This is a genomic window from Citrobacter sp. ANG330 (assembly GCF_047467925.1).
In the GTDB taxonomy this organism is placed as follows: domain Bacteria; phylum Pseudomonadota; class Gammaproteobacteria; order Enterobacterales; family Enterobacteriaceae; genus Citrobacter_A; species Citrobacter_A amalonaticus_G.
Window position 1 is genome coordinate 121659 of the sequence record NZ_JASJUI010000001.1, and the last position, 14331, is coordinate 135989.

Genomic DNA, 14331 nt, shown 5'->3' on the forward strand with positions numbered 1-14331 from the left:
ATTTGAAATGCATTTTATGGAATTTCATTCGTTTTAGCCAGCGCCGCAAAATTTGCTACGGTTAGAGTAAGCAACTAAACGGAATGCCTTCATGCGTAAATACCGACTCAGCGACGAACCGCGCGCGTTCAGCTATCTGGATAATGGCAATAAAAAGAGCGTTTTACTACGCCAGATTATCGCACTTGTTGACTTCAGTGATGTAAAAGCCGGTGACGCGGGTGGCTGGATTGATAGCGAAAACGTGCTGGCCCACGCCGGACACTGCTGGATTTACGACGAAAATACGCTGGCCTTTGCAGGCTGTAAGATTTCTGGCAATGCGCGGATCACGCAACCCTGTCTTCTGCGTGATAACGTCATCATTAGCGATAACGTCTGGATTGACCACGCCGATCTCAGTCATGGTGCCATAATCAGTGACAACGTCACTATTCAGTCTTCTACTGTGCATGGCGACTGCCATCTCTTTGGCGACGCACGGATTCTGCAACAATCAGAAATCGTCGCGGCACGCGGACTCACCGTTGAACGCGATCAGATCCTGCAAATTTATGACCGCGCCACGGTCATCAACTCGCGCATTGTTCATCAGGCGCAAATTTATGGCGATGCCATCGTCAGCTACGCGTTTATCGAGCATCGTGCCGAGGTCTTTGATGACGCGTTGATTGAAGGTAATGACGAAAACAACGTCTGGATTTGCGATTGTGCCAAAGTCTACGGTCGCGCACAGGTGATCGCCGGAACGGGAGAGGATGCGATCCCTACTCTGCGCTACAGTTCACAGGTGGCTGAACAGGCGCGGATTGAAGGTAACTGTGTCCTTAAACATCACGTCCTGGTCGGCGGAAACGCCGTGCTGCGCGGCGGTCCGATTTTACTCGACGATCACATTCTGATTGAAGGCGCTGCGCGCATTCTCGGTGAGGTACTGATTGAGAATCACGTCGACATCCGCGGACACACCACCGTTGAGGCCGCCGCAGACGACGCCATTCACCTGCGCGGCCCGAAAGTGTATAGCGACGCGCAGCATATCACCCGCACCCCGCTGATTGGCTCACTGTAGCGGCACATCGATGATCCGTGCGTACAGGTTTACATCGTCATAGTGTCCGTTCAGGAATTCCGCCTGTTTCAGGCAGCCTTCCAGTTCAAAACCATTGCGCAGTGCGACCTGATTGCTGGCCAGATTCTTAACCCGGCATTTGATCACAAAGCGACGAATTTCACCGCGCCCGGCATAATAGTGAATAAACGCCTGCAACGCCCGCGACAGGATCCCTTTCCCCTGCTGCGCCTCATCCAGCCAGTAACCGATATACGCCGTCTTGTTCAACGGCTCTATCTGATTAAACGACAGCACGCCCAGCATCTCATCGCCGTCAAAAATGAGGAACATTTTGGCGTAACCTCGCTGATGCAGCATGATGTTGCCCAGCACGGTTTTGCGCGTATCCTCTTCACTCTTGACGTATTGCGGCCAGTCCAGAAACTGCTGTAGCCAGGCGCTGTTTTTACGTACCCGTTGATACAACCCGGTGACGTGGCATTCCTCGACTGCCCGAAGGTGCAGCGTGTCATTGACCTCAATAATTTCACTCATCCGATAGTTTCCTCCCTCGTTCAGACATTCATCAGCGCTGAGCGCTTTTATTCTACTTGTCTCACATTATTTTTTATTTCCTGCGCTTTCGCTGTTTCCGCGTGAAGCTGTTCACAATTATTCGCCCAGCCAGCGCCTATAAAACGCTCAACGAGTGATTGTTTTATCGTCTACGGAGATCCTTATGTCATTTTCTGTGCAGGAAACGCTGTTCTCGCTTTTGCCCCTCAATGCTATTTCAGGGCATGAAAACAGCGTCGCTGAGGTCATGCTACGCGAATTTAAACGACAGGCGAAAGAGGTCTGGCGCGATCGGTTAGGAAATGTCGTCGCCCGCTACGGCAGCGATAATCCGAATGCCTTGCGACTGATGATGTTTGCCCATATGGATGAAGTCGGCTTTATGGTGCGCAAAATTGAGCCGTCGGGTTTTTTACGCTTCGAACGCGTGGGCGGCCCGGCGCAGGTCACCATGTCTGGTTCCGTCGTCACACTCGCCGGGGAGAACGGCCCGGTGATGGGATGCATTGGCATTAAGGCGTACCACTTCGCAAAAGGAGATGAGCGCACACAATCGCCTTCCGTCGATAAACTGTGGATTGATATTGGCGCGAAAGATAAAGCCGATGCCCAGCGGATGGGCATTCAGGTGGGCACACCGGTTACGCTGTATAACCCACCGCAACTGCTGGCTAACGATCTCGTGTGTAGTAAAGCGCTGGACGATCGACTGGGATGTACTGCGCTACTGGGCGTCGCGGATGCCATCGGCGCAGCCTCGCTGGATATCGCGGTGTATCTGGTGGCCTCCGTGCAGGAAGAGTTCAACATCCGCGGCATTGTCCCGGTATTGCGTCGCGTTAAACCGGATCTCGCCATCGGCATTGATATCACGCCGTCGTGCGATACGCCGGATCTACAGGACTACTCCGAGGTTCGCATCAATCAGGGCGTTGGCATCACCTGCCTGAACTATCACGGTCGCGGCACGCTGGCTGGATTAATTACGCCGCCACGGCTGATCCAGATGCTCGAGCAAACGGCCCTTGCGCACCATATTCCCGTGCAGCGCGAAGTGGCCCCCGGCGTTATCACCGAAACGGGCTATATCCAGGTAGAGCAGGACGGCATTCCCTGCGCCAGCCTCTCCATCCCTTGTCGTTATACCCATTCTCCGGCGGAGGTCGCCAGTCTGCGTGATTTGACTGACTGCATTCGCTTATTGACCGCCCTGGCTGGTCTGCCAGCCGAGCACTTTCCCGTTGAGCCTGATTCAGGCACTACACAAGAGGCACATCCATTATGAAAAAGATCCTTGTGGCATGCGGTACCGGCATGTCGACGTCAACCATGATTGCGCACAAGTTGCAGGAGTTCCTTGCCGAGCAAGGCATTGCGGCAAGCACCGCCCAGTGCTGTCTCAATGAGATCCCGCTGAACTGTAACGGCATGGACCTGATTGTGACCTCCATGCGCACCAACAACGATTACGGCGTTCCCACGTTAAACGGCGCGGCCCTGCTAACGGGAATTAACGACGACGCCCTGAAGCAAGAAATCAAGGCACTGTTAACGCAATAATAAGGAGGCACTATGTTTGACTACATCCTGTCTCTCGGCGGTACCGTTTTTGTTCCCATCATCATGATTGTGATTGGGTTAATCTTCCGTATTCCCTGGCTGCAGGCGATCAAGGCCGGGGTCACGGTAGGGATTGGTTTTGTCGGGATGGGGCTGGTGATCGTGATGGCGATCGACAGCCTCAGCCCGCCCATCAAAGTGATGATTGAACGCTTCGGCCTGACCCTGCATGTGTTTGACGTCGGCGCAGGGCCGGCCTCCGGCGTCGGGTACGCCACCGCCATTGGCGCAATGATTATCCCGATCATTTTTCTGCTCAACGTCGCGATGCTGGTCACCCGTCTGACCAAAACCATGAACGTCGATATCTATAACTACTGGCATTACGCCATTACCGGCACCGTGGTCCAGTTAATGACCGGCAGCCTGATTTATGGCGTGCTGGGGGCCATTTGCCACGCAGCGCTGTCGTTAAAAATGGCCGACTGGACGGCAAAACGGGTGCAGAGCATCGTCGGTCTGGAGGGGATTTCCATCCCACAGGGCTATGGTTCGAGTTCTGTTCCGCTGTTCGTTTTGCTGGATGCCATCTACGAAAAAATTCCGTTCATGAAGGGACGCAACATCGATGCCCAGGAGATCCAGAAACGCTACGGGATGGTGGGCGACCCGGTAATTATCGGCGTGGTGCTCGGCCTGATCTTTGGCCTCGCCGCCGGTGAAGGATTTAAAGGCTGCGCCAGTCTGATGATTACCGTCGCGGCGATTATGGTGCTATTCCCACGCATGATCCGCCTGATTGTTGAAGGGTTGCTCCCCATCTCCGACGGCGCACGGAAATTTTTCCAGAAACATTTCAAGGGGCGCGAAGTGTATATCGGGCTGGATACCGCCGTCACGCTCGGCCACCCCACCACTATTGCCGTTGGTCTGCTGCTGATCCCCATCATGTTGATTCTGGCCAGCATCCTACCCGGCAACAAAGTGCTGCCGCTTGCCGATCTGCCCGTTGCACCGTTCTTTATCTGTATGGCGACGGTGATCCATCGCGGCGACCTGATTCGTACCTTAATCAGCGGCGTGATTGTCATGGTCACCGTCCTGTTGATCGCCACGCAGTTTGCCCCGTACTTCACCGAAATGGCGCTTAAGGGCGGCTTCAGTTTTGCCGGTGAAAACGCGCAAATCTCCGCGCTGTCCGTGGGCAATATGTTTGGCTGGTCAATCTCGGAGCTGATGTCGCTTGGCATCATTGGCGTCGTCGTGGCGGTGGGTATCGTCGCCAGCGTCGTACTGTTCTTACGTAAACGTGAACTATCGGAATAAGGAGTACTTCATGAGTTGGCTGAAAGAGGTTATAGGAACGGAAAAAGCCGTCATTGCTATGTGCCATTTGCGCGCATTGCCAGGCGACCCGGGATTTGATGCACAGAAAGGGATGAACTGGGTAATCGACCGCGCCCGGGACGATCTGCTGGCGCTACAGAATGGCGGTGTGGATGCCGTCATGTTTTCCAACGAGTTTAGTCTCCCCTATCTCACGAAGGTTCGCCCGGAAACCACGGCGGCAATGGCGAGAGTGATTGGACAACTGATGGGCGAAATCCGCATTCCGTTTGGCGTCAATGTGCTGTGGGACCCAGTCGCGTCGTTCGATCTGGCGATGGCGACAGGGGCAAAATTCATTCGCGAAATTTTTACCGGCGCCTACGCCAGCGACTTTGGCGTCTGGGATACCAACGTCGGTGAGACCATTCGTCATCAACACCGCATCGGCGCGGGTGAGGTCAAAACGCTGTTCAACATTGTGCCGGAAGCGGCGGTGTATCTGGGCAATCGCGATATTTGTTCCATTGCCAAATCGACCGTCTTTAACAACCATCCCGACGCCCTTTGCGTTTCTGGCCTGACGGCGGGTGCCCGTACCGACAGCGCCTTGCTGAAGCGGGTAAAAGAGACGGTGCCTGATACCGTGGTACTGGCGAACACCGGCGTGTGTCTGGAAAACGTTGAGGAACAACTCAGCATCGCTGACGGTTGCGTAACGGCCACCACCTTTAAAAAGGACGGCGTGTTCGCCAACTTTGTCGATCAGGCGCGGGTCAGTCGTTTTATGGAAAAAGTGCATCACCTGCGGCAATAAAAAAGGGGATAAGCAGCGCGCTTACCCCCGGTAGTACAGCGATCCCTGCCGCCTTCGTCAAAAGTCTCGACGGGGATCGCTATCAGAGTAACCCTAACCGGCAAGGAGTCAACGACTGATGATTAACGATGTTAAGTGGGTACAGGCGCAGCGAGAGGCTAAAGACTGGCGTCAGGCCGTCGAAATCGCCGCACGCCCGCTGATTACCTTTGGCGCTGCGCAACCAGGCTATGTGGACGGTATCATCGAAAACACCCTGAACTGGGGACCGTACTATGTTATCGCCCCCGGCATCGCGTTGCCCCATGCGCGGCCCGAACAAGGCGCTAACCATAATCAGGTCAGCATCACGACGCTCACAACGCCTGTCGCGTTTGGTCATGAGGAGTGTGATCCAGTCTGGCTGTTACTGTGCGTCAGCGCGACGGATGCCAATGCCCATATCCTTACCATCCAGCGCATCAGTCAGTTTATCGATTCGCCTGAACGGCTCGCGGCGGTCCGGCATGCGCAAACCGACGCCGCGCTGTTCGCACAGGTCTGTGGGTAACGGAGGTAATGATGATTCTGCACCCTTCTCTCGCGTCGGCAGATCCGCTGCACTACGCAGCGACACTGACGGCACTGGCCGATGCCGACATTGGCTCACTGCATCTGGATATCGAAGACAGCAGCTTTATCAACAACATTACTTTTGGCCTCAAAACCGTGCAGGCCGTCGCCCGACAGACGACGCATCCCCTCTCGTTTCATTTCATGATTGCCCGTCCGCAGGTCTGGTTTCCCGCCCTGGCGGCGCTCAAACCGGCGTGGATTTTTGTTCATGCCGAAGCGCTGGCATACCCTTCGCAAACGCTGGCAGAGATCCGCCGTATTGGCGCAAAGGCCGGGCTGGCGGTGAATCCGGCAACGCCAGTTGACGCATACCGCTATCTGGCGCCACAGCTTGACGCGCTGATGGTGATGACCAGCGAACCCGACGGAGTCGATCAACAGTTCATTCCTGCTCTGTGTGAGAAGGTGAGTCGTGTACGCGAGTGTTTCCCTGACGCGCAGTGCTGGGCCGACGGCGGCATTACGCTTTTGGCCGCACAACACCTGGCGGCAGCGGGCGCACAGCATCTTGTCGTGGGGCGTGCACTGTTCTCATCAGAGAATTATCACGCCACGTTATCCCGGTTTGCCGGACTGTAAGAGGAGATTGCTTCGATGAGCCAACAGCGCCCTGATCGTATAAAACAGATGCTGCACTATCTGTGGCAACATCGCCATCTCTCCACCCAGCAGGCCATAGAACTGTTTGGCTATGCGGAGGCCACCGTCCGTCGTGATTTCCAGTATATCGCCAGCCAGTATCCCGGCATGATTCGCGGTCATGGTTGCCTGGATTTCGACGACAGCATGGACGACAAAGAATATGTCTTTGAGGTCAAGCGGACGTTACAGATGGAGGCAAAAAAAGAGATTGCCGCCCTTGCCCGCACGATGATTAAAGACGGCGACTGTTTCTTTCTCGATTCCGGTTCCACCTGCCTTGAACTGGCGAAATGTCTGGCTGACGCGCGTGTGAAAGTCATCTGTAACGACATCAAAATCGCCAACGAGCTGGGCTGTTTTCCACATGTCGAAAGCTACATCATCGGCGGGCTTATTCGTCCGGGCTATTTTTCAGTGGGGGAAAGCCTGGCGCTGGAGATGATCAATGCCTTTTCGGTGGAGCGGGCCTTTATTTCCTGTGATGCGCTGTCGCTGGCCACGGGGATCACCAATGCCACGATGTTCGAAGTCGGCGTGAAAACACGAATTATTCAACGCGCCCGCGACGTCGTACTGATGGCCGATCATTCAAAGTTTGACGTCGTCGAACCTCACGCGGTCGCGACACTCTCCTGCATTAAAACCATTATCAGCGACAGCGCGCTGGCGGATGACATTGTGCAGCGCTATAGCCACGCAGGATGCCATTTGGTTTTGCCCCATCGCTGAATTTCAGGCACAAAAAAGCCGCCAGGTCTGGCGGCTTAGATTGCAGACAGAGAAGGAGAAAGCGTGGTTTTTCCTTCTCTGTAATTATCAGCCGAAAATCAATGAATTGATTTTCCTGATTTTTAATGAGGTGATCTCTTCTTATCCGGTTTCAGGATAAGGTTTGTCATCTCTCTCAAGCCGCCAGGTCTGGCGGCTCAAAATGCGGGTTATCCCGCGTCAACACTTTCTTTCTGCAGTATTTTGAGCATATCGTCCTTCAGCTGAAGTTTCTGTTTTTTCAGACGAACGACTTCGAGATTGTATCCCCGACCATCGGAACCTTCCAGCCTGGCAATTTCATGATCAAGGTTGTTATGCTTTTCGAAAAGCGACAAAAAGCGAGGATTCTCGGATTTCAGTCGGGAAATCAGATCTCTGTATTCTGGAAACATACGCTCTCCCTGTTAGTGGTAAACCATGTGTATAAGAAATACACGCCTTCAGCTTACCCATTTGACTTAGGGAAAAATGCGAACGGGATCGAGTTTAATTCCTGAACAGATATTTCGTACAGAACAAGGGTAAACGCCCTTTTGTCACTAAAAGGGCGTTTTGAGGGCCTAACGCATCACGCGATCGTCAACGTACGTGCGTTTATCAGGTGCTGGCGGGAAATATTGATACAGCCAGGTTTCACTGATCGCCTCACCCTGGCAGCGCAGGAACATGCGCATGTCTACCGGTTCGGTCGAATCGGACGTCGGATACCAGTCGAACTGGATGCGATAACCATCAAACGGCTCTACGTAGAGAATTTCAATCTGCTTCGCTTCGCCGCTGGAGAGTGTAATCACCGGCTCAATGCCTTTCGGTGCGGCCGCTTTCAGATCGCCGCCGACGAAATCGACTGCAAAACGCCGCGCCCATTTCTCCGGGTAGTGCTCGCCCGGCGCCCAGCCTTCAGGGAAACCGCCCATACCGGTGCGGGTGGCCAGCACACGCGCCAGCGGTGAACGAACCGGTGGTTGTGCGCTCCAGTAGAGACGGTATTGGTATTCCAGCTCATCGCCTGCTTTGATGGCTTTTTCCGGCTGCCAGAAGCAGACCACGTTATCCAGCGTTTCGCCGGTTGTCGGGATCTCCATCAGACCGATGGTGCCTTTCCCCCACCGGTTACGCGGTTCGACCCACAGGCTTGGGCGTTTGTTGTACCAGCCCATGATGTCCTGATAGTGGCTAAAATCGCGATCCAGTTGCAGCAGGCCGAAACCTTTCGGGTTGTTATCGGTATAGGCGTTGAATTGCAGCTTCTGCGGGTTGTTCAGCGGACGACAAATCCACTCACCGTTACCCCGCCACATCGCCAGACGATCGGAGTCATGGATTTGCGGGTGAATGGTATCGCACATGCGGCGTTCGTTATTGCCGCAGCTGAACATGCTGGTCATCGGCGCGATGCCCAACTGTTTGATGTCTTTGCGGGCATAAAGACGGTTTTCGACATCCATGATCACCTGGCTCTTCTCGCAGTGAATCACGAATTTATAGGCGCCGGTGATGCTCGGGCTATCCAGCAGCGCGTATACGGTAAAGGTGGTGGCGCCGGGTTTCACCGTATCAAACCAGAAGGCGGTGAAATCCGGGAACTCTTCTTTGGTGTCGGTGTAGGTATCTATCGCCAGGCCACGCGCGGAAAGCCCGTACTGATAGGTGTCATCAACCGCGCGGAAATAACTCGCACCGAGGAAAGAAACCACGTCGCGTCGCGCCAGCTCAGGCGCTTTAAAGACGCGAAAACCGGCAAAGCCGAGATCGGTTTGCCCTTCCAGTTGTTTGATATCAACACCAGCATCATTGTATTTAAACAGTTCCGGGCGGAAGTGGATCTCACGCGCCAGGTGGGTGCTGGAATCGACAGAGAACATGCGCACGCGACGACGAAAGCCCATCCCGACGTGAAAGAACTGCGCATCCAGCTGGCGGCCTTCGACGTTGTTCCACAGAGATTGCGCGGCGTCGTATTGAATGCTGTTGTAAGCCTGCGGCGTCAGATTCGCCAGCGTATTGGGCAACGCACGCGGCGCGCCGCCCCAAGGTTTCTGCGCGAGATCGTGCGCCATCGACTGCAGTACGGAAAAATCAAAGCGGACGGTTTGCCCATCCGCAATGTCGGATTCCGCCGCATACGCGGCACGGGTGAAGAGTGAAGCAATACCACTGGTGCCGCACACGGCGGCCATTGCCATTGAACCTTTAATAAATCGTCTGCGATTCATACCTGAAAGTAAATCCTTCTGGTCATGTGAAGGGTCCCGCGCTGGCGCTCGACAGCGGCAAGAAGATGCATAATTCTGACCGCTCACTCTAGACAAAATTGATTAATAATCCAATTGTTGCCCGCAGATTATCTGAACAAAATGGAAAATATTTTGTGTCGATGAGAACAGCCTGATTCCCACGTAAAGTTCCTCGCGCAAACTTTCAACTTTTGCAAAGCTAATCCAGGCTGACGTGCTGCGTCATCACCCGTTTAAACAATGCCAGCCGGGCGCGCATAAACCGGTTTTCGACCTTAAATCCGGCAAACTTATTTAGCCCGATACGTAACAACCGGTCGCGACCCTGAATACAGGCTGGCCAGCGCACGGGACCATGAAGCACATCGCAGGTCCGACTGGCGTGACGGGCAAAATTGACCCAGTAATCCGCAACATGGGAAGCAAAGGCGAGATCGTTTTCGTTCACGTAATTTCGCGAAGGTTCAGCGAGCGTTAAGGTATTAAATACGTAAGGCACCTCGTTGCCATGCCAGGCGCCGTTGGCGTAGGTATGATGTTCCGATTCTGCAACGTAATCGAACCAGTAGCGCCAGCAGGGTTCGCCGATCCGCTGTTGCGCCTGCATCACCACATAGCCCAATGCCGTAAACGCCATGTCCCGACACACCTGTCGACCCAGTTCCTCATCCCCCTTCACGCCCGGATACAGCAGCTTAATCAGACCGAGCCCCAGTCGGCGTTCACGGCGCAGTTTCTGGATTTGCCCGGCCAGATCAACGCCGAAAACCGCCATCACGCTGGCTTCATCGCTGTTAGAACCAATCATGACGGGCATCGGGTGCTGTCTGGCGGCGAAAAAGATGTCCAGCATTGGTTCCGGCAGTACCGCATCACCGAAGATCGGCGTTGGCGCAATTTTAAATGGCGCGCCCAGTGGCCAGAAGGCCTCAGCCGGAATGGCGCGTAGCTGTTCCGCCGTCGCATTCTGCAAGCCGAAGTGTTCAGCCAGCGCTACCCCGTTTTCCAGCGCGATTTCGCGAGGCGTGTCCGGCAACGTGTAGCCGCTCTGCACAATCGCTTTATGAAACAGCCCTTTCCCACGTGGGGAGGCTAACAGCGAGAGTACGCTGCGCGCCCCTGCCGACTCACCAAACAGCGTCACGTTTTGCGGATCGCCGCCGAACGCAGCGACGTTTTCCTGTACCCAGCGCAGCGCCGCTATCTGGTCGAGCAAGGCAAAATTATTGAGAGCCTCGCCCGCTTCGTCTTCCAGCGCCGGATGAGCAAAAAAGCCGAGATGACCGAGGCGATAGTTGACAGTAACGACAACCACGCCACGCTTTGCCAGCGCAACGCCGTCATAAGGCGGCAGACTACCCGCGCCAATGGTGTAGCCGCCGCCGTGCAGCCAGACCATCACCGGAAGTGGCTGATGACGTTCCGCCGGGGACCAGACGTTGAGATAGAGACAGTCTTCAGAAAATGCGCCGGGATCTCCGCCGCCCAACTCTTTGCAGTACTCAATGTCCTGCCAGCTGGCGCTGGAAAAGGTATTCGCGTCACGAATCCCGGACCAGGGAGTGACGGGCTGCGGCGCGCGCCAACGCCATTTCCCCGTCGGCGGCGCGGCGTAAGGAATACCGCGCCAGAGGTGGATGTCGTCCTGTACGACACCCATTAGCTGTCCCTGTACGGTTTGAATCAGAGGAATACCAGGATTGATCATGTCCATATTTACCCGTTAATCGCAGATCCCTACAGGATACCTGGATTAAAGCAGGCCGCAACGCCGTTTGCTGCGTTCTTCCGCCTCCTGATACAGTACAAACTCGTCAAACACCGGACACCCCAGCGCCTGTTCAAAGGCCTCGCGACTGGCGTTACCGTGACTGCGCGCCTGAGTCTCATTGCCCAGATTCGACTGGAAAATCCCCGCCGCGCTGACCGGCAGGAAATCTTCATAAGTGATGGGCTGCGCCTGCACCCAACCGCGTTCAATGTGCGGTTGCGGATCGTCGCCGGGACGAATCGCGTTGCGGTGCGCTTCGCCTGTCGGGGTCAGACGATAGCGGAACCAGGCCAGCCCCTGCTGGCGTAACAGGAACTCGCTGTCCGGAAACGCGTTAAACACCTCTTGCAGATGCAGTTGGTGCGTCAGGTTATCTTTTCCGGTACCGGCGTTGCTGAGTAATTCATCGTACAACTGGCGTCCTTTTATCGTCAGCGCTACGCCGCGTTGTTCGATCTCGCCAAAGCGGGCCGTGTGCGTCCCCTGCATTTCGCCAGCAAACAGCACCGGTTCTTCCAGCGCTTTAAAGCTGGTCTGGCGTAACAGAATGGGCACGTCGCGGCGCGGCGGACCTTCGATAAGCACTTTCGGTTCAATGCCACATTCCGGCATCATCGACTGCACCCGGTCGATATCCAGCGTTCTGGGCGTCAGATGATTGATATGACAACCGGGGAAACAGACCACATCGGCAATCAGACGATGTTCATTATGCAACGCGTGATAGGTTTGCTCATCCACGGTGGCATGACGATGCCAGCGGAAGGTTTCCAGCGCCTCTTTCACAAACTCGTGAGCCTGTGAGGCAGTAAACCCATTCTGGCTATCCCAGACGTCGAGCAGTTCACGACAGTGTGGGGTAAAAATATCGCGCTGCGCGAGGATCTCTGCCGCACGCTGGCGCAACGAGGCGTTTTCAATCAGTTCCAGGCGCAGTAAAGAGGTAAAAACGCGAAACGGATTTCGCGACAGCGAGGCATCGTCAATGGGGCGAAATGCCGTGGAGTGTACCGGCACGCCGGCCTGAGAGAGATCGTAGTAGCTGACCGGAAACATCCCCATGATCGCAAACATGCGCCGCAGCGTGGACAGCTCCTCCGCCGTACCGACGCGTATCGCGCCATGACGTTCTACGTTGAGGCGCGCCAGCTCATCCGCATTGGCCAGCTTTTCATGCAACGTGGGGTTGTTTTCGAGGACCGCCAGATTCACATCCGCCACAAGTTCCAGTAGCGTGCCGTACTGCGGAACTTCCTGCTGGTACATTGCTGACATTGCCTGCGAAAAGTATTCCCGAATCTCATCTGCCGTGATGGTGTTCGCCATAATGTCATGCCTCCAGTGAATGTTACCTGGAGTGTAGGAAAGACCATTCATTCTGGGGGGAAGAATTTACAAAGTGTGATCTCACCTGGATTCACCCTATGTCCGCCGCGGTGATTTTGTATAGCGTCTGGTTATGCAATAAGCGGCATAAATTCACTTTTAATTAACAATACATTTACACAAACTACCTCCGGTGACCCTAAAACAATAAATCTCTTCCCTGTACCGGAGTTACGCTATGTATGAAAAAAAGCCCTCTCGCGAGGTGATCCATCGCGACTATAACAGCCATCCCCCGGCCTTTGCCCCCGGCTATAAGACCAGCGTTTTGCGCTCACCACGCAATGCGCTAATCTCTTTGCAAAATTCATTATCGGAAATTACCGGACCGGTATTCAGCGATAACGATCTTGGCCCGCTGGATAACGACCTGATTATGAATTACGCCAAAGACGGCCTGCCGATTGGCGAGCGCATTATTGTTCACGGCTACGTGCGCGACGGCTTTGGCCGTCCGATGAAAAACACGCTGGTCGAAGTCTGGCAGGCCAATGCAGGCGGTCGTTATCGCCATAAGAAAGACCAGTATCTCGCGCCAATCGATCCTAATTTTGGCGGCTGCGGACGGGTGCTGACCGATGAGAACGGCTATTACTTTTTCCGCACCATCAAGCCAGGCCCCTACCCGTGGCGCAATCAGGTCAGCGACTGGCGTCCCTCGCACATTCACTTTTCACTCTCCGGCGAGGCCTTTGCTCAACGTTTAATTACGCAAATGTATTTTGAAGGCGACCCGCTAATCAAACAGTGTCCGATTGTGAAAACCCTCAATAACGATGATGCGATCCGCACATTGATTGCCGAACTGGATACCCACGCCGCCGTACCGCTCGACTGCCTGGCCTGGCGCTTTGACCTCGTACTTCGCGGACAGCGCGCGACGTTGTTTGAAAACCGCACTCAGGGAGGCGCATGATGAAAGAGTATATGCAGGAAACCGCCTCGCAAACGGCGGGACCGTATGTGCACATTGGGCTTGCGCCTGACGCCGCTGGATTTCATATCTTTGAGAAAAACTTCAGCTCCACGCTGACCAACAGCCATACCGAAGGCGAACGCATTGTGATCGAAGGACGGGTCATTGATGGTTCAGGCACGCCGGTGCGCGATGTGCTATTGGAGATCTGGCAGGCCAACGCCCACGGACGCTACAACCATCCGGCTGATCATCAGGAAGACAAACCGCTCGACGCGGATTTTCGCGGCTGGGGACGCACCTGTTCAGACTTTGACAGCGGCGTATGGCGTTTCGACACCATCAAACCGGGCTGCGTGGTGGGACGTGATGGCCGCATGATGGCTCCGCATGTCAATCTGTGGATCGTCGCGCGCGGCATCAATATTGGCCTGAATACCCGCCTCTATTTCGCGGATGAACAGGAAGCTAACCAGCGCGATCCGGTACTCAATCTGATCGAATGGGAAGTTCGCCGTCAGACCCTGATTGCCCGCCGCGAACAGCGTGGTAGCGAGACTGTCTATATCTTCGATATTCACCTGCAGGGCGAAAACGAAACCGTCTTTTTTGACGTCTGAGCAAGAGAATGGGCTGAATCTGTCAGCCCGTTCTGGCTGT

At 54.8% G+C, this 14331-nt stretch carries 15 protein-coding genes; 10 read left to right on the top strand and 5 right to left on the bottom strand.

The genetic code is table 11. The features are described from left to right. Positions 1-91: 91 nt before the first annotated feature. Positions 92-1072 (top strand): YdcK family protein, encoded by a 981-nt coding sequence (gene ydcK, locus QNN88_RS00540; RefSeq protein ID WP_414238520.1) that lies wholly within the window; start codon positions 92-94, stop codon positions 1070-1072. Here ydcK and rimL read toward each other — a convergent pair. Beyond that, positions 1064-1609: a 50S ribosomal protein L7/L12-serine acetyltransferase gene (gene rimL, locus QNN88_RS00545; RefSeq protein WP_414238521.1), complete on the bottom strand. Its 546-nt coding sequence runs from the start codon at positions 1607-1609 to the stop codon at positions 1064-1066. The genes ydcK and rimL overlap by 9 nt on opposite strands. A 184-nt stretch (positions 1610-1793) precedes the next feature. On the opposite strand from rimL, the gene QNN88_RS00550 reads away from it, so the two are divergent. The 7 genes from QNN88_RS00550 to QNN88_RS00580 all read left to right on the top strand — a co-directional run bounded on the left by QNN88_RS00550 (position 1794) and on the right by QNN88_RS00580 (position 7319). Beyond that, the gene (locus QNN88_RS00550) at positions 1794-2915 is read left to right on the top strand and encodes a M42 family metallopeptidase (RefSeq protein ID WP_414238522.1); all 1122 of its coding nucleotides are present in this window, start codon (positions 1794-1796) and stop codon (positions 2913-2915) included. Beyond that, positions 2912-3190 (top strand): PTS sugar transporter subunit IIB SgcB, encoded by a 279-nt coding sequence (gene sgcB, locus QNN88_RS00555; protein ID WP_086512595.1) that lies wholly within the window; start codon positions 2912-2914, stop codon positions 3188-3190. Before QNN88_RS00550 ends, sgcB begins: the two co-directional genes overlap by 4 nt. A gap of 12 nt (positions 3191-3202) precedes the next feature. Continuing rightward, the gene (gene sgcC, locus QNN88_RS00560; RefSeq protein WP_042318918.1) at positions 3203-4516 is read left to right on the top strand and encodes a PTS sugar transporter subunit IIC SgcC; all 1314 of its coding nucleotides are present in this window, start codon (positions 3203-3205) and stop codon (positions 4514-4516) included. Between the two features lie 10 nt (positions 4517-4526). Continuing rightward, positions 4527-5333 (top strand): BtpA family protein SgcQ, encoded by an 807-nt coding sequence (gene sgcQ, locus QNN88_RS00565; protein WP_414238523.1) that lies wholly within the window; start codon positions 4527-4529, stop codon positions 5331-5333. Between the two features lie 118 nt (positions 5334-5451). Next, positions 5452-5883: an SgcA family PTS sugar transporter subunit IIA gene (gene sgcA / locus QNN88_RS00570; protein ID WP_414238524.1), complete on the top strand. Its 432-nt coding sequence runs from the start codon at positions 5452-5454 to the stop codon at positions 5881-5883. Positions 5884-5894: 11 nt separating this feature from the next. Next, positions 5895-6527 (top strand): ribulose-phosphate 3 epimerase family protein, encoded by a 633-nt coding sequence (locus tag QNN88_RS00575; protein ID WP_414239324.1) that lies wholly within the window; start codon positions 5895-5897, stop codon positions 6525-6527. A 15-nt stretch (positions 6528-6542) separates the two neighbouring features. After that, on the top strand, positions 6543-7319 hold the full coding sequence (locus QNN88_RS00580; RefSeq protein ID WP_414238525.1) for a DeoR/GlpR family DNA-binding transcription regulator: 777 nt from the start codon (positions 6543-6545) through the stop codon (positions 7317-7319). A gap of 209 nt (positions 7320-7528) precedes the next feature. Here the strand turns inward: QNN88_RS00580 and QNN88_RS00585 are convergent, their stop codons facing one another. From QNN88_RS00585 to QNN88_RS00600, 4 genes are all read right to left on the bottom strand, one after another. Next, on the bottom strand, positions 7529-7753 hold the full coding sequence (locus tag QNN88_RS00585) for a YdcH family protein (protein ID WP_042318909.1): 225 nt from the start codon (positions 7751-7753) through the stop codon (positions 7529-7531). Positions 7754-7921: 168 nt separating this feature from the next. Next, positions 7922-9577 carry a glucan biosynthesis protein D gene (locus QNN88_RS00590; protein ID WP_414238526.1) on the bottom strand — a complete coding sequence of 552 codons (1656 nt, stop codon included), beginning with the start codon at positions 9575-9577 and terminating at the stop codon, positions 7922-7924. A gap of 220 nt (positions 9578-9797) precedes the next feature. Beyond that, positions 9798-11306, bottom strand: a complete 1509-nt coding sequence (locus QNN88_RS00595) for a carboxylesterase/lipase family protein (RefSeq protein WP_414239325.1) — start codon at positions 11304-11306, stop codon at positions 9798-9800. A gap of 45 nt (positions 11307-11351) precedes the next feature. Next, positions 11352-12695, bottom strand: coding sequence for a VOC family protein (locus tag QNN88_RS00600; RefSeq protein ID WP_414238527.1), 1344 nt, complete (start codon positions 12693-12695; stop codon positions 11352-11354). A gap of 238 nt (positions 12696-12933) precedes the next feature. Here QNN88_RS00600 and pcaH point away from each other — a divergent pair, with 238 nt between their 5' ends. After that, a complete protein-coding gene (gene pcaH / locus QNN88_RS00605; protein ID WP_414238528.1) occupies positions 12934-13671 on the top strand; it encodes a protocatechuate 3,4-dioxygenase subunit beta in 738 nt (245 codons plus the stop codon). Further along, positions 13671-14291 (top strand): protocatechuate 3,4-dioxygenase subunit alpha, encoded by a 621-nt coding sequence (gene pcaG / locus QNN88_RS00610; protein ID WP_414239326.1) that lies wholly within the window; start codon positions 13671-13673, stop codon positions 14289-14291. Before pcaH ends, pcaG begins: the two co-directional genes overlap by 1 nt. The last annotated feature ends 40 nt before the right edge of the window (positions 14292-14331 follow it).

What these genes read in the sequence shown, in the direction of transcription:
- QNN88_RS00590 (WP_414238526.1), bottom strand. Translation starts at nt 9,577, where the DNA reads ATGAATCGCAGACGATTTATTAAAGGTTCAATGGCAATGGCCGCCGTG.
- ydcK (WP_414238520.1), top strand. Translation starts at nt 92, where the DNA reads ATGCGTAAATACCGACTCAGCGACGAACCGCGCGCGTTCAGCTATCTG.
- sgcB (WP_086512595.1), top strand. Translation starts at nt 2,912, where the DNA reads ATGAAAAAGATCCTTGTGGCATGCGGTACCGGCATGTCGACGTCAACC.
- QNN88_RS00580 (WP_414238525.1), top strand. Translation starts at nt 6,543, where the DNA reads ATGAGCCAACAGCGCCCTGATCGTATAAAACAGATGCTGCACTATCTG.
- QNN88_RS00550 (WP_414238522.1), top strand. Translation starts at nt 1,794, where the DNA reads ATGTCATTTTCTGTGCAGGAAACGCTGTTCTCGCTTTTGCCCCTCAAT.
- QNN88_RS00600 (WP_414238527.1), bottom strand. Translation starts at nt 12,695, where the DNA reads ATGGCGAACACCATCACGGCAGATGAGATTCGGGAATACTTTTCGCAG.
- sgcC (WP_042318918.1), top strand. Translation starts at nt 3,203, where the DNA reads ATGTTTGACTACATCCTGTCTCTCGGCGGTACCGTTTTTGTTCCCATC.
- QNN88_RS00585 (WP_042318909.1), bottom strand. Translation starts at nt 7,753, where the DNA reads ATGTTTCCAGAATACAGAGATCTGATTTCCCGACTGAAATCCGAGAAT.
- pcaG (WP_414239326.1), top strand. Translation starts at nt 13,671, where the DNA reads ATGAAAGAGTATATGCAGGAAACCGCCTCGCAAACGGCGGGACCGTAT.
- sgcQ (WP_414238523.1), top strand. Translation starts at nt 4,527, where the DNA reads ATGAGTTGGCTGAAAGAGGTTATAGGAACGGAAAAAGCCGTCATTGCT.
- pcaH (WP_414238528.1), top strand. Translation starts at nt 12,934, where the DNA reads ATGTATGAAAAAAAGCCCTCTCGCGAGGTGATCCATCGCGACTATAAC.
- QNN88_RS00595 (WP_414239325.1), bottom strand. Translation starts at nt 11,306, where the DNA reads ATGATCAATCCTGGTATTCCTCTGATTCAAACCGTACAGGGACAGCTA.
- QNN88_RS00575 (WP_414239324.1), top strand. Translation starts at nt 5,895, where the DNA reads ATGATTCTGCACCCTTCTCTCGCGTCGGCAGATCCGCTGCACTACGCA.
- rimL (WP_414238521.1), bottom strand. Translation starts at nt 1,609, where the DNA reads ATGAGTGAAATTATTGAGGTCAATGACACGCTGCACCTTCGGGCAGTC.
- sgcA (WP_414238524.1), top strand. Translation starts at nt 5,452, where the DNA reads ATGATTAACGATGTTAAGTGGGTACAGGCGCAGCGAGAGGCTAAAGAC.